The following is a 19,208-nucleotide window of genomic DNA, read 5'->3' on the forward strand; positions in this document are numbered from 1 at the left end:
GCGCTGCTGTGCCTCAACCTGCCGCGCTTTCACTGCGCATCAGCCCTTTGTTGCAGGAAAAGCCCACCCAGACCGAGTTGAGCCAGGGGCCTGTGCTGGTGGAAGGCCAACGCATCGAGGCCCTGCCCGATCTGGCCACGCACATTGAAGGCGACGCCCGCTTGCGACGCCCAGGCCTGTCAGTCAGCGCTGAACGCATCGATTACGACCAGGTGCAGGACGAAGTGACAGCGCAGGGCCAGGTGCGTATCCACCGCGATGGCGCGCTGCTGCAAGGGCCTGAGCTGAAGCTGCAGATGGACAGCTTCATTGGCAAATTTGAAGAGCCCCAATTCGAGCTGTACAAAAACGGCGGCTACGGCTCGGCCGACCGGGTGGACTTTGTCGGCCAGGGCCGGATGCTGGTGCGCCAGGCCAGTTACAGCACCTGCCGGCCTGTGCCCGGTGCAGGCTGGCTGCCGGACTGGCTGCTCAAGGCCGGCCAGATGATGGTCGACGAAGACGAAGACACGATTGCTGCGCGCGATGTGCAGCTGCGCTTCAAGGATGTCCCCGTGCTGGGGCTGCCCGGCATCAGCTTCAGCCTTTCGGGCGGGCGGCAGTCGGGCCTGTTGCCACCGCTGGTGGGTGTGGACACGGTCAACGGCATCGAGTTGGTGCAGCCGTATTACTGGAACATTGCCCCCAACCGTGATGCCACCTTCACCACGCAGGTGATGAGCAAACGTGGCGTGGCCGTCGACACGGACTTTCGCTACCTCGAGCGCGACTACAACGGCCAGGCGCGTCTGAACCTGATGCCCTCGGACAGGCTGCGCGAGGACCGTCGCTGGGGCTGGTCCAGCCAGCACAATGGCTCGATCGACACAGGCATCCAGGCCGTCGGTAGCCTGGGCTTTGGCCTGAAACTCGCACGCGTGAGCGATGACAACTACTGGCGCGACTTTCCCCGTTTGATGGGCGAGATGGTGCCTGGCGCGGGTGGTGCACAACGCACCCTGCCCTCCACAGCCAGCCTGTCCTGGGGGCGTGGACACTGGTCAACCCACATGCTGGTGCAGAAGTGGCAAACACTGCAGGATGTGGTCAACAACTCGTTCATCACGCCACCCTACAACCAGGTACCTGCGATTTCGGCGCGCTACAGCCTGTGGGACGCTGACGGGCTGGACACGGCCGTCACCCTCAACACCACGCGGTTTGAAGCGGACTACAGCAGGCTGCCCTCCAGCGCTGTACCCCTCAACGGCAACCGAAGCTATGTGCAGGCACAAGTCAGTCGCCCGTTCGTGCGTCCGTGGGGTTACATCACGCCCAGTGTGAAGGTTCACGCTACACACTACGCACTGGACCAAAAACCCAACGGCGCTACCAGCTACGATCGCGCCCTGCCCACGGTCAGCCTGGACAGCGGCCTGACCTTCGAGCGCAACAGCCAATGGTTCGGACGCCAGCTGGTGCAAACACTGGAACCGCGTGCCTACTTCAGTGCCACACCTTATCTGAACCAAGAGGCCATGCCGGTGTACGACAGCGGCATCACCGACTTCAACCTCGCCACCATCTTCAGCGACAGCCCTTATGTAGGGCAGGATCGCATCGTGGACAACCGTTCGCTGACGCTGGGCGTGATCAGCCGCTTTCTGGACGAGCAGTCCGGCGCAGAAATGCTGCGTCTGGGCATGGCGCAGCGCTACCGCTTTACCGAGCAGCGCGTTCAATTGCCCAGCGACACCGCCGCCACCGGCACGGGCTTGAGCGATGTGTTGTTCGGCGGCAGTTTGCGTTGGGATGAACGCGTCTCGTCCGACCTGACCACGCAGGTGGATGCCCAAACCAATCGCTTCAACCGCACCACACTGCAAACGCGCTACAAGGCCGGCCCCTATCGCGTGCTCAATGCGGCTTACCGCATGAACCGCCAGACCACCACGGCCAGCGAGCAGGTGGATCTGGGCTGGCAATGGCCGCTGAGTGCGCTGCGCTGGGGCGGCAGCCCTGACGATTCAGGCGTGCAGCAAGCAGGTGTGGGCCTGGGCGCCGGACGCTGGTACAGCGTCGGTCGCCTGAACTTCAGCCTGAGCGATCGCAAGCTGGTCGATTCCATCGTGGGCCTGGAATACGACGGCGGCTGCTGGACGGGCCGCATGGTGTTTGAGCGACTGCAAAGCACGGTGGCTTCGGCCACCACCCGTTTGATGTTCCAACTGGAGTTTGTCGGCCTGGCCAAGGTTGGCACCAGCTCCTTCAAGAGTCTGCGCGACAATATCTCCGGATACCAGGAGCTGCGTGACACCACCGAGCAACCGAGCCGATTCGTGAACTATGAATAAACCGCTGACTTCCATTCTCTCCGGCCTGTTGGTCGCCTTGCTGGGCAGCGTGGCGGTGGCCAGTCTGGCCGCTACGCCTTCGGCTGCAGTGCAAACCGTCAATCGCATTGTGGCGGTGGTCAATTCAGAACCTGTCACGGACCACGAGGTGCAGCAAGTGTCCGCGCAGCTGGCGCAGGAAAACGCACGTGCGCCGCAACGTCTGAGTGCAAACGAGCTCTACAAGCAGGCACTCGATCGTCTGATCACCGAGAAGGCGCTGCAGCAACAGGCTCGGGATACGGGTATCACGATCGACAAGGATGCCATCGACCAGGCCGAGATGAACGTGGCAGCCAATAACCAGATCACGCTGGAGCAGCTGCACCAGCGCCTGCCCCAGGAAGGGCTCACGGTGGCGGCTTTCCGGGAAAAACTCAAGGGTCAGCTGCTGATCAACCGCTTGCGCGAACGCGAGGTTGAAGGCAAAGCTCGTGTGTCTGACCTGGAGGCCGAGCAGTATTTACAGACCTTGCTGGCCAAGCAGGCTTCGCAAACGCCACAGGAACTGAACCTGGCCATGATTCTGGTCGCAGTACCTGAAGGGGCCAGCGCTGACGTGCGACAGCAAAAGCTGACCCTGGCCCGGGAAATGGCCCGCCAGGCACGTGCCGGCGAGTCATTTGAGGCCCTGGCCCGCCAATATTCGAATGCTGCAGACAAAGGCGCCAACGGCGGCGAATTGGGTCTGCGCACAGAAGACCGCTACCCCGAGCTGTTTGTTCAAGCCGTCGCCAGGCTCAAGACCGGCGAAATCAGTGACCCGGTAGAGTCAGGCGCCGGCTTTCACGTGCTCAAGCTGCTCCAGCGCAAGGCGGGTGCTGCTGCCCTGAGCGTGATGCAAACACACCCACGACACATTCTGCTGCGCACCTCCTCGCAAATGAGCCAGGCGCAGGCTGTGGCCAAACTCCAGGGCCTGCGCCAGCAGATCGTCAGCCGCAAAGCCGAGTTTGCGCAGGTCGCCCGCCAGTGGTCGCAGGACGGCAGTGCGCCGTCAGGCGGTGATTTGGGCTGGGTGCGTGCGGGCATGTTCGTGCCTGAGTTTGAACAGGTCATGGATCGCCTGCCCTTGAACACGGTCAGCGAGCCAGTGGTTTCGCGTTTTGGCGTGCACCTGATCGAAGTGCTGGAGCGCAAGCCCATGCCCGTGTCCAGCGCCGACGCACGTGAAATCGCGCGCAACGCCCTGCGCGAGAAAAAGATCGAAGAGGCCTACACCCGTTGGGTGGAGGACGTGCGCAGCCGCGCTTACGTCGAGATGCGCGACAGCCCGCAATGAAACACATCGCACGCAAACGGTTCGGCCAGCACTTCCTGTCCGATGGCGCCATCATCGATGCCATCGTGCGCGAGATTGCGCCCACACCCTCGGACGCCATGGTCGAAATCGGCCCGGGTCTGGCCGCCCTGACACAGCCCTTGGTGGAGCGTCTGGGCCGCCTGACCGTGGTGGAGTTGGACCGCGATTTGGCCAAGCGCCTGCGCGAACATCCGCAGCTCAACGTGGTGGAATCGGATGTGCTCAAGGTGGACTTCACCGCGCTGGCGGCCACCTTGCTGCAGCCCGAGCAAAAGCTGCGCATTGTGGGTAACCTGCCCTACAACATTTCCAGCCCGATCCTGTTTCATTTGCTTGACCATGTGGCCGTGGTGCAGGACCAGCACTTCATGCTGCAAAAGGAAGTGATCGACCGGATGGTGGCCAAGCCCAGCACCTCTGACTACGGACGTTTGTCGGTCATGCTGCAATGGCGCTATGCGATGGACAACATCCTGTTTGTCGGCCCCGAATGTTTTGACCCGCCGCCACGCGTGGACAGTGCGGTGGTGCGTATGGTGCCGCACAACCAGCCTGCAGCATTGAACCGCAAGACCCTGGAAACCCTGGTGCAGGTAGCTTTCAGCCAGAGGCGCAAATTGCTGCGTCACACTTTAGGCAAATGGCTCGAAGAAAAGCAGTTTGCGGGTCCATTCGATGTGCAGCGCCGCGCCGAAGAGGTGCCGGTGGATGAATATGTGCAACTGGCACAGCAATTGGGCTGAGGAGATACCCATAAAAAAGCCCCGCGATGCGGGGCTTTTGCTAGGCCTGAGCCGTATCAGGCTGCAGCCAGCCAGTACCCGGCATTGAACGGGCTGCTCATGCGCAGCGCCTGTGGCGTCACATCCACCAGTTTGTCGGTGGGCATTTTTTCTTCGGCCTCGCCTTCACCAGCTTCGAGCTCTGCTGCGCGGGCCAGGTCGCTGGCCTTGGCGGCGCGAGCCACGGAGAAGGAGTAGAAGCAGCGGAAAGGCACCTTGCGGTCACCCCAGTAATCGGCGGTGTCGCGGAAGATGTCGATCAGTTGCTCGCGCGCTTCCTTGTCGAACTTGGGGTTTGTGGGAATCTGGTCGAGCACCACGATGAAGCCCGGCTGGGGGCCGGACTTGTGCAGCGGGTCGGTCATGCAGTCATACAGGGCATCAAAGTTCTTGCCGAAGTGCGTGGGCAGCGTGAACTGGGCGCCGATCATGTCGAGCACGTCCTGCTTGGTCAGGGCTTGCGACAGGTTGGCGTACAGAAAGTGATGGCCCAGGGCTTGGGCGGCTTCCTGCAGGTCGTTCACGCTGTAGGCGCGAATCGACTGCACCACATTTGTACGGGTGCCTTTGAGGGGCTGATCCTGAATTTTTTGTTGTTGCGTGTCCATCTTCGTGGTTCTCTCGGTCAAGGCAGTCAAGGTTGTGTGCGATCGTTGATCACACTGAAACTCGTGTAGTGGTCAGCGGTGTAATAGCAGGCCTGCGGGTCACGCAGTTCATAGCCACCACACACAATGCGCCGGGCACCCCGGTCGCGCGAACCGGGTGTCCTGACGGTGTATTCACGGTAGAACCCACGGTCCTTGCGCGGCAATATGCGTTCCCGGTTGCCAAAAACAGTCCCGTCCTTTTCATAGGGAAAAGGACCACCCTTGCGGATGTTTCGGTAAGTTTCCTGGCCTTCCTTGGGCAACGCCTGCAGCGCGATGACGGGCAGGGTCTGTGTGGGCAGCGGAGCCTTGGCTTGCACCGTTATGGTGCACACCAGAACCACCATTCCCAACACGTTCAACAGTCCGCGTCGGGACAAATGGCCTGTCTTTGCCGCCTTCATGAAGCACCTTTCAGGAGTCCCGGGTTTACCCGAACACTCTGGGCGCTAGTGTGACCGAAAGCCCGAAAAAAAGCAAGCGCCTGCCAAAAAAACAGGCAGCCCGTGGGGGCTGCCTGCGGTGTTTGACAAACGACTAAGTTTGCGCTTGCTTAGCCTTATCGCCTTCAGCGATGGGCATTTGCGTCCGCCACGGTCAGTGCTGTCATGTTGACAATGCGTCGCACCGTGGTGCTGGGCGTCAGGATATGAACGGGCTTGGCGGCACCCAGGAGCACCGGACCAATGGCGATGTTGCCACCCGCTGCAGTTTTGAGCAGGTTGTAGGCAATGTTGGCGGCGTCGATGTTGGGCATGACCAGCAAATTGGCGCTGCCCGTCAGGGCGCTGTGCGGCATGATGGTCTTGCGCGCGGCCTCGTCCAAAGCGACATCGCCGTGCATTTCGCCATCCACTTCAAGCCAGGGCGCGTTGCGCTGCAGCAATTCCAGGACCTGGCGCATCTTGACCGCGCTGGGTTGATCGGAAGTACCGAAGTTGGAGTGGCTGAGCAAAGCGGCTTTGGGCTCAACGCCAAAACGGCGCATTTCCTCTGCAGCCATCATGGTGATCTCGGCCAGCTGCTCTGCACTGGGGTCATAGTTGACGTGGGTGTCGACAATGAAGACCTGGCGATTGGGCAGCATCAGGCCGTTCATGGCGGCAAAAGTCGTGACGCCCGGGCGCTTGCCAATGACCTGGTCCACATAGGTCAGGTGCATGGTGTTGTGGCCCCAGGTGCCGCAAATCAGACCATCGGCGTGACCTTTGTGGACCAGCATGGCGCCAATGAGTGACAGGCGCCGGCGCATTTCGATCTTGGCGATCGATTCGGTCACGCCCTTGCGCTCGGTCATGCGGTGGTAGGTCTGCCAGAAGTCGCGGTAGCGGTCATCCTGCTCAACGTTGACCACGTCGTAGTCGAGGCCTTCCTGCATGCGCAAGCCAAAACTCTCGATGCGTTTGGCGATCACGGCCGGACGGCCAATCAGGGTCGGGCGGGCAATGCCTTCGTCCACCACGATTTGCGCGGCGCGCAGGATGCGCTCTTCTTCGCCTTCGCTGTAGGCCACACGTTTTTTGAGGGCGCGCTTGGCTGCGGTGAAGATCGGCTTCATGGTGGTGCCAGAGGCATACACAAAGCTCTGCAATTGGTCGCGGTAGGCATCCAGATCGGCAATCGGACGCGCGGCCACACCGCTGTCGGCAGCAGCTTTGGCGACGGCCGGCGCGATCTTCATCATCAGGCGCGGATCAAAGGGCTTCGGGATCAGGTATTCCGGACCGAACGCCAGAGGTTCGCCCGCATAGGCCGCGGCCACCACTTCGCTTTGCTCGGCCTGCGCCAGCTCGGCGATCGCGTGCACGGCGGCGATTTCCATCTCCAGCGTGATGGTGGTCGCACCGCAGTCCAGTGCGCCACGGAAGATGTAGGGGAAGCACAGGACGTTGTTGACCTGGTTGGGGTAGTCGGTGCGACCGGTGGCCATGATGGCGTCATCGCGGACCGCTTTAACCTCTTCAGGCAAGATTTCAGGCGTGGGGTTGGCCAGCGCCATGATCAGCGGTTTGGCAGCCATCTTCTTGACCATGTCCTGCTTGAGCACGCCACCCGCAGACAAGCCCAGGAACACATCGGCGCCTTCGATCACTTCGGCCAGCTTGCGCTGGTCGGTCTTTTGCGCAAAGACGGCTTTGTCTTCGTCCATCAGCTCGGTGCGGCCTTCGTAGACCACACCCGCGAGATCGGTCACCCAGATGTTCTCGCGCGGGATGCCCAGCTTGACCAGCAGGCCCAGACAGGCCAGCGCTGCAGCACCCGCGCCGGATGTGACGAGCTTGATTTTCTTGGGGTCTTTGCCCACGACTTTCAGGCCGTTGAGAATGGCCGCACCCACCACGATGGCGGTGCCGTGCTGGTCGTCGTGGAAGACCGGAATCTTCATGCGCTCGCGCAGCTTGCGCTCGATGTAGAAGCAGTCGGGCGCCTTGATGTCTTCGAGGTTGATACCGCCAAAGGTCGGCTCCAGCGACGCAATGATCTCGACCAGTTTGTCGGGGTCTTTCTCGTTGATTTCGATGTCAAACACATCGATGCCCGAGAACTTCTTGAACAGCACGCCCTTGCCTTCCATGACGGGCTTGCCCGCCAGCGGGCCGATGTCGCCCAGGCCCAGCACGGCCGTGCCGTTGGTCACCACACCCACCAGGTTGCCCCGGCTGGTGTACTTGAATGCGGCCGCGGGGTCCTTGACGATTTCTTCGCAAGGCGCAGCCACGCCAGGCGAATAGGCGAGCGCGAGGTCATGCTGGTTGACCAGCTGCTTGGTGGCAGCAATGGCCACTTTGCCGGGGGTGGGAAACTCGTGGTACTCGAGGGCAGCCTTGCGCAAAATGGCGCGCTTTTCTTCGGCCTGGAGCTTGTTGCTCATGAGGTGGATCTCCTGTGTCGTCCCAACGACATTTCGTCTGATGAGATTGTTTTTTCCATTGTAGTCTGCCCGCATGAAACACTGCTGCCCCACAAGTCAGTAGGCTTTTGACCTGAACGCAATAATCGGGCGCCCTGTCGCACAGGTCAACGCAGGTGTTTGCGGGCCTTGTGCTGCAATGCGCTGGCAATGCTCGTCTCGCGCGGGCCGGGGTGCACGGTGAACACCTCGCCAGCCTGCAAGTGGCCAGCGCGTTCGACCGCCAGATAAAAACCACAGCGTCCCGACAAGACCATGTCCTTGCCAGCACGCTCGTAGCCCATGACCGCATTGAATTTGCTGCAGGGCTGGCGCGGTTCGGTCACACGCAGGATCACGCCACCGCTGAAGGACAAAGCATCGCCAATGAAGATGGTTTGTTCATCAACGCCATCGAGGCTGAGGTTCTCGCCCAGCTGGCCCGGTTCGATCGGTTCGTCAAACAACGTGGCAACAGCCTGCTGGCGCTGCGCTTGCCACCAGGCCAGGTGCTGCCGGGGCAACGCGTACACTGCCTTGCGCACGCCGCCATGCACACTCAAATCTTCCTGCTCGTCACCGTGCAGGCCCAGCGCAGCCACTTGAACAGGCACGCTCACAGCTTGCTTGGCGATGGCCGAACGAATCACCCGCTCACCAACCTTGAGCGGACGCACCTGCCCGACATGGACTGAGTGAATGTAGAAGCTGGTCATGGATGGCGTGGGGCAAGCTGTGGTGTAGGCCTCAAGAGCGCATCAGGGCTTCAATCTCATCCGGGTTGACGGGCACATCGCGGGTGATCAATTCACACCCGTTTGCCGTGACCACCGCATCGTCTTCAATGCGAATACCGATGTTGTGGAACTGCTCAGGCACACCTTCGGCCGGGCGCACATACAGACCCGGCTCGATGGTCAGCACCATGCCGGGACGCAAGATGCGGCTGGGGCGATCCTTGATGGTTTCGCCGCTGAGCGGGTCTTTGCGCTCGCTGATCTGGCCCACCTCGGACGGCTCCACATAGCTGCCGCAATCGTGCACATCCATGCCCAGCCAGTGGCCGGTGCGGTGCATATAGAACTGAAAGTAGTTGCGGTTGGCAATCACGTCCTGCGCGCCGCCCACCTTGTGCTTGTCGAGCAAGCCCAGGTCCAGCAACCCTTGCGCCAGTACTTCAACCGTGGCGTTGTGCGGATCGACAAAGCGCGCGCCGGGCTGCGTTGCCGCCACAGCAGCTTCCTGCGAGGCCAGCACCAGGTCATACAGGGCGCGCTGTGGCCCGGTGAATCGGCCGTTGGCGGGGAAGGTGCGGGTGATGTCGCTGGCGTAACCATCGAGCTCGCAGCCAGCATCGATCAGCACCAGCTCGCCATCGCGAATCAAGCCCTGGTCGGCCCGGTAATGCAGCACGCAGGCATTCGCCCCCCCCGCCACGATGGAGCCATACGCCGGGTACTGAGAGCCGTGCTGACGAAACTCGTGCAGCAGTTCGGCGTCGAGGTGGTATTCGCGCACCTCTTGCCCGGCGCGCAGCATGGCCGCACTGCGCTGCATCGCGCGAATATGCGCATGCGCACTGATGCGCGAGGCACGGCGCATGATGTCCAGCTCGTGCGTATCTTTGACGAGGCGCATTTCATCGAGCAGGGCACACACATCACGCTGCTGGTCCGGACACAGGGCGCCAAAACGCACACGGGCACGCACGGGCTGCAACCAGCCTTCAATGCGGCTTTCCAGGCCCGGATGCGTGGCAAAGGGAAACCAGACGGTGCTGCGGTTTTCCAGCAGCTTGGGCAATTGGGTATCCAGTTCACTGACGGACACGGCGCGTTGCACACCCAGGGCTGCAGGCGCCGCATCAGGCCCTAGACGGATACCGTCCCAGATTTCGCGTTCGGCGTCCCTGGGTTGGCAAAACAGCGTGGCCTGCCCCTCGCTGCTGAGCACCAACCAGGCGTTGGGCTCGGTGAAACCGGTGAGGTAATAAAAGTAGCTGTCGTGCCGGAACAGAAAGTCGCTGTCGCGGTTGCGCTGCTGCTCGCGCGCAGTGGGAATGATGGCGATGCCGCCGGTACCCAGCTGGGCAGCCAGTCGGGCACGGCGTTGGGCATAGAGAGTTGTGTCGCTCATGAAAGGCATTGTAGAAGCGCTTAAGTGTTGAGCTGCGCCAGCCGCTCAGGCGTACCCACATCGGTCCAGGCACCCAAGTACGCTTCGCCGCTGACCTCGCCCCGGTCCATGGCAGCGCGCAGCATCGGGGCCAAAGCCACAGCCACACCTTGCGGATTGCCCAAAGGCGCGGGGGCATCAGCGCGTGTAAAAAAACTTTTGCGGTACAGCGCAATCGTGCTGAAGGTGTAGCACCGCCCTGCATCGCCTGCAGGCAGGTTGAGCACCGAACCGTCCACGGCCAAGCCAAAGTCGCCCTTGAGGTTGTGTGCCGGATTGGGCACCAGCCACAAGTGAGCCTGTTTGCCACTGGCCGCAAAGCGCTGCACGACCTCTTGCGTGAACACGAAGTCGGGCGCGAACACATCGCCAGCAACGATCCAGAACACTTCATCGAGCTGCGGCAAGGCCCGCACAATACCGCCCGCCGTCTCCAGCGCATGGCCAAAGTCGCGGCCTTCGTGGGAATAAGCCACGCGCACTTCGGGCAACCCTGGCCAGCGGACGCGCTCGCCAAAATGGGCCGGGATCTGCTCGCCCAACCAGGCGGTGTTGACCAATTGGCGCACAAAGCCGCCACGCGCCAAAGCCTGCATGGGCCACTGCATCAAAGGCTGGCCACGCACCTGCAGCAAGGGCTTGGGGGTGCTGTCGGTCAGGGGCCGCATGCGCTCACCACGCCCTGCGGCCAGTACCATGGCCTGGGCAGCCCCTCCGTTGAAAGGTTCAAAAACACTCGTCATGTGCGTATGTTGCCACGCCACGGCGGTTACGTACCCGGTGCAAGGCAAGTTACCTGCCCGGGAGGATCGGGGGCCGCTAAAATCAGGGGTTTCCCGACCTTCCTTTCCGGAGCTGCCCCACATGGCAAACAAGCAACACATGGCCAACGCCATCCGCGCCCTCGCAATGGACGCCGTTCAACAAGCCAACTCCGGACACCCCGGCGCGCCCATGGGCATGGCCGACATGGCCGTGGCATTGTGGGGCGAACACCTGCAGCACAACCCCCAAAACCCGCATTGGGCCAACCGCGATCGCTTTGTGCTGTCCAACGGCCACGGCTCGATGCTGATTTATGCGTTGCTGCACCTGACCGGTTACGACCTGCCCATTGGCGAGCTCAAGAACTTCCGCCAACTGCACAGCAAAACTGCCGGCCACCCCGAAGTGGGCATCACCCCCGGCGTGGAAACCACCACGGGCCCGTTGGGCCAGGGCGTGACCAATGCCGTGGGCATGGCGCTGGCCGAAAAACTGCTGGCCGCTGAATTCAACAAGCCCGGCCACACCCTCGTGGACCATCACACCTATGTGTTCCTGGGTGACGGCTGCATGATGGAAGGCATCAGCCACGAAGCCTGCGCCCTGGCTGGCGCCTGGAAGCTCAACAAGCTGATCGCCCTGTACGACGACAACGGCATCTCGATTGACGGCCAGGTGGCTCCCTGGTTCATCGACAACACGCCCCAGCGCTTTGCCGCTTACGGCTGGAACGTGATTGATGCCGTCGACGGCCACAATGCAGAAGCCGTGTCCAAAGCCATCGCCTCTGCCAAGCACAGCGCCGACAAGCCCACACTGATCGTCTGCAAAACCAGCATCGGCAAAGGCTCGCCCAACCGCGCCAACACCGCCAAGGCCCATGGCGAGCCGCTGGGTGCTGAAGAAATCAAACTCACCCGCGAAGCGCTGGGCTGGACCCATGGTCCCTTTGAAATTCCACAAAGCGTTTACAAAGATTGGGATGCCAAAGCCGCCGGCAAAAAAGCCGAAGCTGCCTGGGACAAAACCTTTGCCGCCTACGCCAAAAAGTTCCCTGAACTGGCCAGCGACTTCACTCGCCGCATGAAGGGCGAGTTGCCCAAGAACTTCCACCAGATCGCTGTGGACGCAGCCGTATCCGCCCACACCAAAGCCGAGACCGTGGCCAGCCGCAAGGCCAGCCAGATTGCGCTGGAATTCTTCACCGCGGCTCTGCCCGAAATGCTGGGCGGCTCGGCCGACCTGACCGGCTCGAACCTCACCAACACCAAATCCACGCCCAACCTGCGCGTGAATCTGGCCGGTGATGTGGTCAAGACCGAAGACGGCAAAACCGGTCGCCATATCAACTACGGCGTGCGCGAATTCGGCATGGCCGCCATCATGAACGGCGTGGCGCTGCACGGTGGCTACATCCCCTACGGCGGTACCTTCCTGACCTTCAGCGACTACAGCCGCAACGCCATTCGCATGGCCGCGCTCATGAAGCAGCGCGTAGTGCATGTGTTCACCCACGACTCCATCGGTCTGGGCGAAGACGGCCCGACCCACCAGTCCATCGAGCATGTGGCCAGCCTGCGCCTGATTCCGGGCCTGGACGTGTGGCGTCCCGGTGACACGGCCGAAACTGCCGTGGCCTGGGCTGTGGCCCTGCAAAACCAACACCGCCCCAGCGCCTTGTGCCTGTCGCGTCAAAACCTGGCCTATGCGCCCAAGCGCGACCTGTCGGACATCAGCAAAGGCGCCTATGTGCTGGCCGAGCCCAGCGAAGTGGGCATGAACAAGACCCATGCGGTGCTGATCGCGACCGGCTCCGAAGTGCAACTGGCCCTGGCTGCGCAAAAGCTGCTGGCCGAACGCAAGATCGGCGTGCGCGTGGTCTCCATGCCCAGCACCAATGTGTTCGACCGCCAAAGCGCCATGTACAAGCAAATGGTATTGCCGGCCAACCTGCCGCGCGTAGCCGTGGAAATGGGTTCGACGGACGGCTGGTGGAAGTACGGTTGCGCTGCGGTGGTCGGTATCGACACCTACGGCGAGTCGGCTCCCGCACCTGTGCTGTTCAAACACTTTGGCTTTACTGCTGAAAACGTGGCCGACACCGTCCACGCCGCCTTGCTCAAGCAGTGATTTCCTGAACCGGCGGGGTATCTGAACCCAGATACCCCGGGATCAGGCTCGTGAAAGGGCCGTGGTCTACAAACCGGTTACGTAACGGTTTAGTAACTTTCTTTTGAGGCTTTCATCATGACCATCAAGGTTGGCATCAACGGATTCGGCCGCATCGGCCGCCTGGCTCTTCGCGCCGCACTCAAGCACGGCTACAGCGACATCCAGATCGTGGGCATCAACGACCCCAAGCCCGCAGACTACCTGGCCTACATGCTCAAGTACGACAGCGTGCATGGCCGCTTTGATGGCACGGTCGACTTTACCGAAGACACCCTGATCGTCAATGGCAAGAAGATCAAGCTGTCGCACGAGCGCGATGCGCACAACCTGCGCTGGGGCGAGATGGGCGTGGACATCGTGCTCGAATGCACCGGCCACTACCTGACCGAACCCACCAGCCAGATGCACATTGCCGCCGGCGCCAAGAAGGTGGTGATTTCTGCCCCCTCCAAAGACACCGTCCCCATGTTCGTCTACGGCGTGAACCACAAAAAATACGCGGGCGAAGCCATCATCTCCAACGCCTCGTGCACCACCAACTGCCTGGCCCCCGTGGCCAAGGTGCTCAACGACAAGTGGGGCATCAAGCGCGGTTTGATGACCACGGTACACGCCGCTACCGCCAGCCAGATGACGGTGGACGGCTCTTCGCGCAAAGACTGGCGCGGTGGTCGCGGGATTCTGGAAAACATCATCCCCAGCAGCACCGGTGCTGCCAAGGCCGTGGGCAAGGTGATTCCTGAGCTCAACAAGAAGATCACCGGCATGGCCTTCCGCGTACCCACCTCTGACGTGTCGGTGGTCGACCTGACCATCGAGCTGGAAAACGAAGCCAGCTACGAAGAAATTTGCGCCGAGATGAAAGCGCAAAGCGAAGGTGCGCTCAAAGGCGTGCTGGGCTACACCGACGAAAAAGTGGTGTCCACCGACTTCCGTGGCGAGCCCTGCGCCAGCGTGTTCGACGCCACCGCCGGCATCGCGCTGGACAAGAACTTCGTCAAAATCGTGGCCTGGTATGACAACGAATGGGGCTACGCCAAACAGTGCCTGGAGATGATCCGGGTGGTGGCCAAGAAAAAGTAAGAAAAGCGCCTACGGGCGCTTTGTGTTTTTCAGCGCGCCAGAAACTTCAACAAGGCCTCGATCTTTTTGCCGTAGGGCGGATACAGCAAAGCGAGCGTCGACCAGCGGCTCTGGTGAAACACCGGCCGGAGCTTGGAAAAAGTTTCAAAGCCCTCGCGGCCGTGGTAGTGCCCCATGCCAGACGCACCCACGCCGCCGAATGGCAAATCCGTCTGGCCCACATGAAACAGCGCATCGTTCACGCTCACGCCCCCTGACATCACTCGATCCAGCATATGCGCAAGCTGCTTTCGGTCGTGGGTGAAGGGGTAGAACGCCAAAGGCCTCGGACCGGCTTGAACCTGCGACAACACCTCGTCCAAATCGTCATAAGGCAGCACCGGCAAGATGGGGCCAAAGATTTCGCGTTGCATCAATGCGCAGTCAGCGGGCACATTCAGCACCAGATGCGGCGCCAATCGGTGACGGGCGTCATCACGGGCCGAACCGGGCAACAAAGGCAGGACTGTCGCTCCTCGCGCAACCGCCTCGTCGAGAGCCATGGTCAATCGGGCATAGGCCTGTGCGTTGATGATTGAACTCAGGTCAGGGCTGTTCAGGTTGGCATAGCGCTGAGGCACGATGCGTCTCGCCAGTTCAACAAAGTCCTGTAACTTGCTGCGCGGCAGGTACACATGGTCCACCGTGGTGCAAATCTGTCCGGCGTTGAGGAACTTTACGTACAAGATGCGCCGGGCAGCCGTGTCGAGATCAAAGTCATCACACACGATCGCGGGCGATCGCCCGCCCAGCTCCAGCGTCACGGGACACAGGTTTTGAGCGGCCGCTTGCATCACGCTGCGACCCGTCTGGGTCGACCCCGTGAACAGCAAATGGTCAAAAGGCAGTTTTGAAAATGCGATGCCCACGCCACCGGTTTCGTCAAGGAACTGGAGCTTCTCGGGTGGAAAGTAGGTGGGCATTTTGTCGATGAGCAACGCCGCCAGGTGGCGCGAGTTTTCGCTCATCTTGACCATGGCGCGGTTGCCGGCCGCAAAGATCGCCACCAGCGGCAAAAAGCTCAGGTTGATCGGGAAGTTCCACGGCACGATCACCCCCACCACACCCAGAGGCTGCGGCACGACCCGGTTGCTGGCCAAGCCAAAGGCCAGCCGGTCCACCGCACGTGGCTGCACCCGCATCCAGTGCCGCAGGTGTTTGAGGGCGTGGTCAATGTCCTTGAGGACAGGCAGGATCTCGGTCAGCTCGGTTTCGTGTCGGCTGCGATGGCCGTAATCGCGCGAGACCGCTTCGATCAGCGCCGTGCGCTGCTCCAGCACAAAGCGCCGCAAGGTCAACAGGTCTTGCCGACGCCGACGCAAGTCGGGCACAGGCGATGCGCGATAAGCCGATCGCTGAAGCTCCAGGGCCTGCAGCAGCCGTGGCGCGTGTTCGTCAGGGGTTGCATCAAATGACATGTCCGCATTGGACCACGTGGCCTGGTTACAAAACCAGAACAAACCCCTTTGGGATGATGGAATGTAACAAAGTTACTCAAATTCACGTAGCATGGTTACATCGACCGCATCACGCGGCACACCCCTATTCCAACGAGGAGCAATCAACATGGCGATCAAAGTAGGTATCAACGGTTTTGGCCGCATCGGCCGCATGGTGTTTCGTGCAGCGGTGCAAAACTTCGGCAAAGACATCGAGGTGGTGGGCATTAACGACCTGCTCGAGCCCGACTACCTGGCCTACATGCTGACCTACGACAGTGTGCATGGCCGTTTCAAAGGCGATGTGGCCGTGAAGGATGGCCACCTGGTGGTCAACGGCAAAACCATTCGCCTGACCGCAGAAAAAGACCCCGCCAACCTGAAATGGAATGAGGTGGGTGCTGACGTGGTGATCGAGTCCACCGGCATTTTCCTGACGAAGGAAGGCGCACAAAAGCACATCGACGCCGGCGCCAAAAAAGTCATCATGAGCGCACCGTCCAAGGACGACACGCCCATGTTTGTCTACGGCGTCAACCATGCGTCTTACGCCGGCGAGGCCATCATCTCCAACGCATCCTGCACGACCAACTGCCTGGCCCCGCTGGCCAAGGTGCTCAACGACAAGTGGGGCATCAAGCGCGGCCTGATGACCACGGTGCACGCCGCCACCGCCACCCAAAAAACCGTCGATGGTCCCAGCAACAAGGACTGGCGCGGCGGGCGTGGCATTCTGGAAAACATCATCCCCAGCAGCACCGGCGCGGCCAAGGCCGTGGGCGTGGTGATCCCGGCTGTCAAAGGCAAACTGACCGGCATGGCTTTCCGTGTGCCCACGTCGGACGTGTCGGTGGTGGACCTGACTGCCGAACTCGACAAGCCCGCCACCTACGCCGAAATTTGCGCCGAAATGAAAGCGCAAAGCGAAGGCGCTCTCAAAGGCGTGCTGGGCTACACCACCGACAAAGTGGTGTCCACAGACTTCCGTGGCGAGGTGTGTACCAGCGTGTTCGACGCCGAAGCCGGCATCGCACTGGACAGCACCTTCGTCAAGCTGGTGGCCTGGTACGACAACGAGTGGGGCTACTCCAACAAGTGCCTGGAAATGGCACGGGTGGTGGGCAGCTGAGCTTCGGTCCCGGCCACCGATGACATCCAAGGGCGCTTGCAAGCGCCCTTTTTCTTGCGTCAAGCAAGGGCAAATCCCATCAAAAAGCACGATCGTGCGATGCTATGCTCCAAGGGAGTTTGCACCTCCGCGTGCACTGTTCGAGGCTCCCGCCGCCTCTCATCATCTTTCAGGAGTCATCCATGTTCAAGAAATCCCTGTTGCTGGGCGCTGCGTTCGCGGTGGCCAGTTTCTGCGTTTCAGCCAAGGAATGGAAAGAGGTCCGCGTTGCCATCGACCCGACCTACAAACCTTTCACCTTCAAAACAGCCGATGGCAAGCCCACCGGCTTTGATGTGAAGATTGCCCAAGCTCTGTGTGACAAGATCAAGGCCAAATGCACCTTCGTCGAGCAGCAATGGGACGCCATGATTCCCGGTCTGATGGCGCGCAAATACGACACCATCATTTCTTCCATGTCGATCACCGAAGAGCGCCTGCGCCAGGTGGACTTCACCAGCAAGTACTACAACACGCCGTCCAAGATTGTGGTGCGTAAGGACATCAAATCCGACGGCTCAGCCGCCAGCCTCAAGGGCAAGAACATTGGCGTTCTCAAAGGATCCACGCAGGAAAAATATGCCAAAGGCGAATTGTCAACCCATGGCGTGAATGTGATTGGCTACGACGCGCAAGACCAGGTGTATCTGGACATCAAGTCTGGGCGCCTGGACGGCACGGTGGCTGACGTGGTCGAAGTCGAAGGCGGCTTCCTGAGCACCCCCGATGGCAAGAACTACGGCTACGTGGGCCAACCCCTGCGCATGAAGAAATACTTCGGTGAAGGCATCGGTGTGGCCATGCGCAAAGGCGACAAAGACCTCAAGAAGGCTCTGGACAAAGCGATTGCGGACATCCGTGCTGATGGCACCTGGAAAAAAATCGCTGATGAGTTCGTCCCCGGCGTCGATCTGTGGGGTGAGTAAACGCAGGCACAGCCGGGCATGATGCCTTACATCCTGAGCATCCTGCACGGCTCATGGCTGGTCGTGCAGGTGGGGCTCGCTTCATTGCTGGTGGCCATGGCGCTGGGCCTGCTCGGCGCTTTAGGCAAGCTCTCCAGCCACCGGCCAGCCCGGTGGCTGGCCACCGCCTATTCCACTCTGATTCGCGGCATACCCGATCTGGTCTTGATGCTGCTCTTGTTCTACGGTGGACAAATCGGGCTCAATGCCTTGCTGGAGCGACTGGGTGAATTCGACTATGTCGAGATTGACCCCTTTGCAGCAGGCGTGCTCACCATCGGTTTCATCTACGGCGCCTACATGACCGAAACGTTTCGGGGGGCCATCCTGGCCATCGCCCGTGGCCAGATGGAGGCGGGCATGGCGTTTGGCATGTCGCGTTGGCAGGTGTTGCGTCGCATCACCTTGCCTCAGATGGTGCGACTGGCTTTGCCCGGGCTGACCAACAACTGGCTGGTGTTGATGAAGTCCACCGCACTGGTTTCCTTGCTGGGCTTGCAGGACATGACCTATCTGGCCAAGCAGGCCGGTGCGGCGGCTCGTGGCGAGATCCCGAATGCACCGTTGCTGTTTCTGGCCTTTGCAGGCTTGATGTATCTGGTCTTCACGTCCGTGTCCATGGTATTTCTGGGCTGGCTGGAGCGTCGCTACAGCCTGGATCAGCGCAAGGTCTGATGTGATGGAATTTGACGTCATTGCACGCCCCGAGAACCTGCGCCTGTTTTGGGACGGCACGGTGCAGTCGCTGGCTTTGTTGCTGGCGTCCTTACTGGTGGGCGGCGCGCTTTCTGTACCCCTGGCCTTAGCCCGTGTCTCGCCTACAGCATGGCTTCGTGGGCCGGTCTGGGCCTTCACCTATGTGATGCGAGGCACGCCCTTGCTGATCCAGCTGTACCTGATTTACTACGGCCTAGCCCAAACCGAGTTCATCCAGTCCCGCTGGGATGATTCCTGGCTCTGGCAAGGGTTCAAGAACTCGTTTTTTTGCGCTGCCCTGGCCTTTGCCCTCAACACCTGCGCCTACACCACCGAGCTGCTGGCGGGCGCCATTCGTGAGCTCCCCAAGGGCGAGCTCGAAGCGGCTCAGGCCTGCGGTTTGAGCCCCTGGGCCCGCTTGCGACGCATCGTGCTGCCTGCGGCCTTGCGACGCAGTTTGCCGGGCTACTCCAACGAGGTCATCATGATGCTGCACAGCACCTCTTTGGCCAGTGCGGTGCCCGCCTTGCTCGACATCACGGGTGCGGCCCGGTCGATTTATGCCGAGTTTTATCTGCCCTTTGAGGCCTTCATCACAGCGGGGCTGATCTACGCCAGCCTCACTGCCGTGCTGGTGGGCCTGTTTCGTCTGGCCGAGCTGCGTTGGCTGGCCTATTTGCGTCCGCGCTCAACACACTGAAGCATTTCG

At 61.0% G+C, this 19,208-nt stretch carries 15 protein-coding genes and 1 pseudogene; 9 read left to right on the top strand and 7 right to left on the bottom strand.

What is annotated here, in order from left to right; genetic code table 11:
- The 3 genes from AAFM15_RS00320 to rsmA form a co-directional block, all read left to right on the top strand.
- Positions 1 to 2,333, top strand: a 2,333-nt coding sequence (locus AAFM15_RS00320; protein ID WP_341684703.1) for an LPS assembly protein LptD, incomplete at its 5' end; no start/stop codon positions are given.
- Positions 2,326 to 3,654: a peptidylprolyl isomerase gene (locus AAFM15_RS00325; RefSeq protein ID WP_341684704.1), complete on the top strand. Its 1,329-nt coding sequence runs from the start codon at positions 2,326 to 2,328 to the stop codon at positions 3,652 to 3,654. The genes AAFM15_RS00320 and AAFM15_RS00325, both read left to right, overlap by 8 nt.
- A complete protein-coding gene (gene rsmA, locus AAFM15_RS00330) occupies positions 3,651 to 4,418 on the top strand; it encodes a 16S rRNA (adenine(1518)-N(6)/adenine(1519)-N(6))-dimethyltransferase RsmA (RefSeq protein ID WP_341684705.1) in 768 nt (255 codons plus the stop codon). The genes AAFM15_RS00325 and rsmA overlap by 4 nt, the downstream gene beginning before the upstream one ends.
- A 227-nt stretch (positions 4,419 to 4,645) precedes the next feature.
- Here the strand turns inward: rsmA and AAFM15_RS00335 are convergent.
- The 6 genes and pseudogenes from AAFM15_RS00335 to AAFM15_RS00360 all read right to left on the bottom strand — a co-directional run.
- Positions 4,646 to 5,065: pseudogene (locus tag AAFM15_RS00335) on the bottom strand (barstar family protein); the annotation flags it as partial.
- A 26-nt stretch (positions 5,066 to 5,091) separates the two neighbouring features.
- Positions 5,092 to 5,511 (bottom strand): ribonuclease domain-containing protein, encoded by a 420-nt coding sequence (locus tag AAFM15_RS00340; protein ID WP_341684706.1) that lies wholly within the window; start codon positions 5,509 to 5,511, stop codon positions 5,092 to 5,094.
- A gap of 164 nt (positions 5,512 to 5,675) precedes the next feature.
- Entirely contained in the window at positions 5,676 to 7,979 is a 2,304-nt protein-coding gene (locus AAFM15_RS00345) for an NADP-dependent malic enzyme (protein ID WP_341684707.1), read from the bottom strand.
- A 146-nt stretch (positions 7,980 to 8,125) separates the two neighbouring features.
- Positions 8,126 to 8,713 (bottom strand): MOSC domain-containing protein, encoded by a 588-nt coding sequence (locus AAFM15_RS00350; protein ID WP_341684708.1) that lies wholly within the window; start codon positions 8,711 to 8,713, stop codon positions 8,126 to 8,128.
- Positions 8,714 to 8,744: 31 nt separating this feature from the next.
- Complete coding sequence (locus AAFM15_RS00355) at positions 8,745 to 10,133, bottom strand: aminopeptidase P N-terminal domain-containing protein (protein ID WP_341684709.1); 1,389 nt, start codon at positions 10,131 to 10,133, stop codon at positions 8,745 to 8,747.
- 20 nt (positions 10,134 to 10,153) lie between these two features.
- A complete protein-coding gene (locus AAFM15_RS00360) occupies positions 10,154 to 10,870 on the bottom strand; it encodes a nucleotidyltransferase family protein (protein ID WP_341684822.1) in 717 nt (238 codons plus the stop codon).
- 166 nt (positions 10,871 to 11,036) lie between these two features.
- Between AAFM15_RS00360 and tkt the strand changes: the two genes are divergently transcribed.
- Positions 11,037 to 13,067, top strand: coding sequence for a transketolase (gene tkt, locus AAFM15_RS00365; protein ID WP_341684710.1), 2,031 nt, complete (start codon positions 11,037 to 11,039; stop codon positions 13,065 to 13,067).
- A gap of 117 nt (positions 13,068 to 13,184) precedes the next feature.
- Positions 13,185 to 14,192: a type I glyceraldehyde-3-phosphate dehydrogenase gene (gene gap, locus AAFM15_RS00370; RefSeq protein WP_341684711.1), complete on the top strand. Its 1,008-nt coding sequence runs from the start codon at positions 13,185 to 13,187 to the stop codon at positions 14,190 to 14,192.
- A gap of 29 nt (positions 14,193 to 14,221) precedes the next feature.
- On the opposite strand, the gene AAFM15_RS00375 is transcribed toward gap (AAFM15_RS00370), so the two are convergent.
- A complete protein-coding gene (locus tag AAFM15_RS00375) occupies positions 14,222 to 15,649 on the bottom strand; it encodes a coniferyl aldehyde dehydrogenase (protein ID WP_341684712.1) in 1,428 nt (475 codons plus the stop codon).
- Between the two features lie 148 nt (positions 15,650 to 15,797).
- Here AAFM15_RS00375 and gap (AAFM15_RS00380) point away from each other — a divergent pair, with 148 nt between their 5' ends.
- The 4 genes from gap (AAFM15_RS00380) to AAFM15_RS00395 all read left to right on the top strand — a co-directional run bounded on the left by gap (AAFM15_RS00380) (position 15,798) and on the right by AAFM15_RS00395 (position 19,199).
- Positions 15,798 to 16,799 (top strand): type I glyceraldehyde-3-phosphate dehydrogenase, encoded by a 1,002-nt coding sequence (gene gap / locus AAFM15_RS00380; RefSeq protein WP_341684713.1) that lies wholly within the window; start codon positions 15,798 to 15,800, stop codon positions 16,797 to 16,799.
- Positions 16,800 to 16,981: 182 nt separating this feature from the next.
- Positions 16,982 to 17,764 (top strand): lysine/arginine/ornithine ABC transporter substrate-binding protein, encoded by a 783-nt coding sequence (locus AAFM15_RS00385; RefSeq protein WP_341684714.1) that lies wholly within the window; start codon positions 16,982 to 16,984, stop codon positions 17,762 to 17,764.
- Between the two features lie 18 nt (positions 17,765 to 17,782).
- Positions 17,783 to 18,478 carry an ABC transporter permease subunit gene (locus tag AAFM15_RS00390; RefSeq protein ID WP_341684715.1) on the top strand — a complete coding sequence of 232 codons (696 nt, stop codon included), beginning with the start codon at positions 17,783 to 17,785 and terminating at the stop codon, positions 18,476 to 18,478.
- Between the two features lie 4 nt (positions 18,479 to 18,482).
- Positions 18,483 to 19,199, top strand: a complete 717-nt coding sequence (locus AAFM15_RS00395; RefSeq protein ID WP_341684716.1) for an ABC transporter permease subunit — start codon at positions 18,483 to 18,485, stop codon at positions 19,197 to 19,199.
- Positions 19,200 to 19,208 lie beyond the last annotated feature (9 nt).

Origin of the sequence: Limnohabitans sp., from assembly GCF_038134685.1 — a bacterium.
Taxonomy (GTDB): domain Bacteria; phylum Pseudomonadota; class Gammaproteobacteria; order Burkholderiales; family Burkholderiaceae_C; genus Limnohabitans_A.

What these genes read in the sequence shown, in the direction of transcription:
- AAFM15_RS00325 (WP_341684704.1), top strand. Translation starts at nt 2,326, where the DNA reads ATGAATAAACCGCTGACTTCCATTCTCTCCGGCCTGTTGGTCGCCTTG.
- rsmA (WP_341684705.1), top strand. Translation starts at nt 3,651, where the DNA reads ATGAAACACATCGCACGCAAACGGTTCGGCCAGCACTTCCTGTCCGAT.
- AAFM15_RS00340 (WP_341684706.1), bottom strand. Translation starts at nt 5,511, where the DNA reads ATGAAGGCGGCAAAGACAGGCCATTTGTCCCGACGCGGACTGTTGAAC.
- AAFM15_RS00345 (WP_341684707.1), bottom strand. Translation starts at nt 7,979, where the DNA reads ATGAGCAACAAGCTCCAGGCCGAAGAAAAGCGCGCCATTTTGCGCAAG.
- AAFM15_RS00350 (WP_341684708.1), bottom strand. Translation starts at nt 8,713, where the DNA reads ATGACCAGCTTCTACATTCACTCAGTCCATGTCGGGCAGGTGCGTCCG.
- AAFM15_RS00355 (WP_341684709.1), bottom strand. Translation starts at nt 10,133, where the DNA reads ATGAGCGACACAACTCTCTATGCCCAACGCCGTGCCCGACTGGCTGCC.
- AAFM15_RS00360 (WP_341684822.1), bottom strand. Translation starts at nt 10,870, where the DNA reads ATGGTACTGGCCGCAGGGCGTGGTGAGCGCATGCGGCCCCTGACCGAC.
- tkt (WP_341684710.1), top strand. Translation starts at nt 11,037, where the DNA reads ATGGCAAACAAGCAACACATGGCCAACGCCATCCGCGCCCTCGCAATG.
- gap (WP_341684711.1), top strand. Translation starts at nt 13,185, where the DNA reads ATGACCATCAAGGTTGGCATCAACGGATTCGGCCGCATCGGCCGCCTG.
- AAFM15_RS00375 (WP_341684712.1), bottom strand. Translation starts at nt 15,649, where the DNA reads ATGTCATTTGATGCAACCCCTGACGAACACGCGCCACGGCTGCTGCAG.
- gap (WP_341684713.1), top strand. Translation starts at nt 15,798, where the DNA reads ATGGCGATCAAAGTAGGTATCAACGGTTTTGGCCGCATCGGCCGCATG.
- AAFM15_RS00385 (WP_341684714.1), top strand. Translation starts at nt 16,982, where the DNA reads ATGTTCAAGAAATCCCTGTTGCTGGGCGCTGCGTTCGCGGTGGCCAGT.
- AAFM15_RS00390 (WP_341684715.1), top strand. Translation starts at nt 17,783, where the DNA reads ATGATGCCTTACATCCTGAGCATCCTGCACGGCTCATGGCTGGTCGTG.
- AAFM15_RS00395 (WP_341684716.1), top strand. Translation starts at nt 18,483, where the DNA reads ATGGAATTTGACGTCATTGCACGCCCCGAGAACCTGCGCCTGTTTTGG.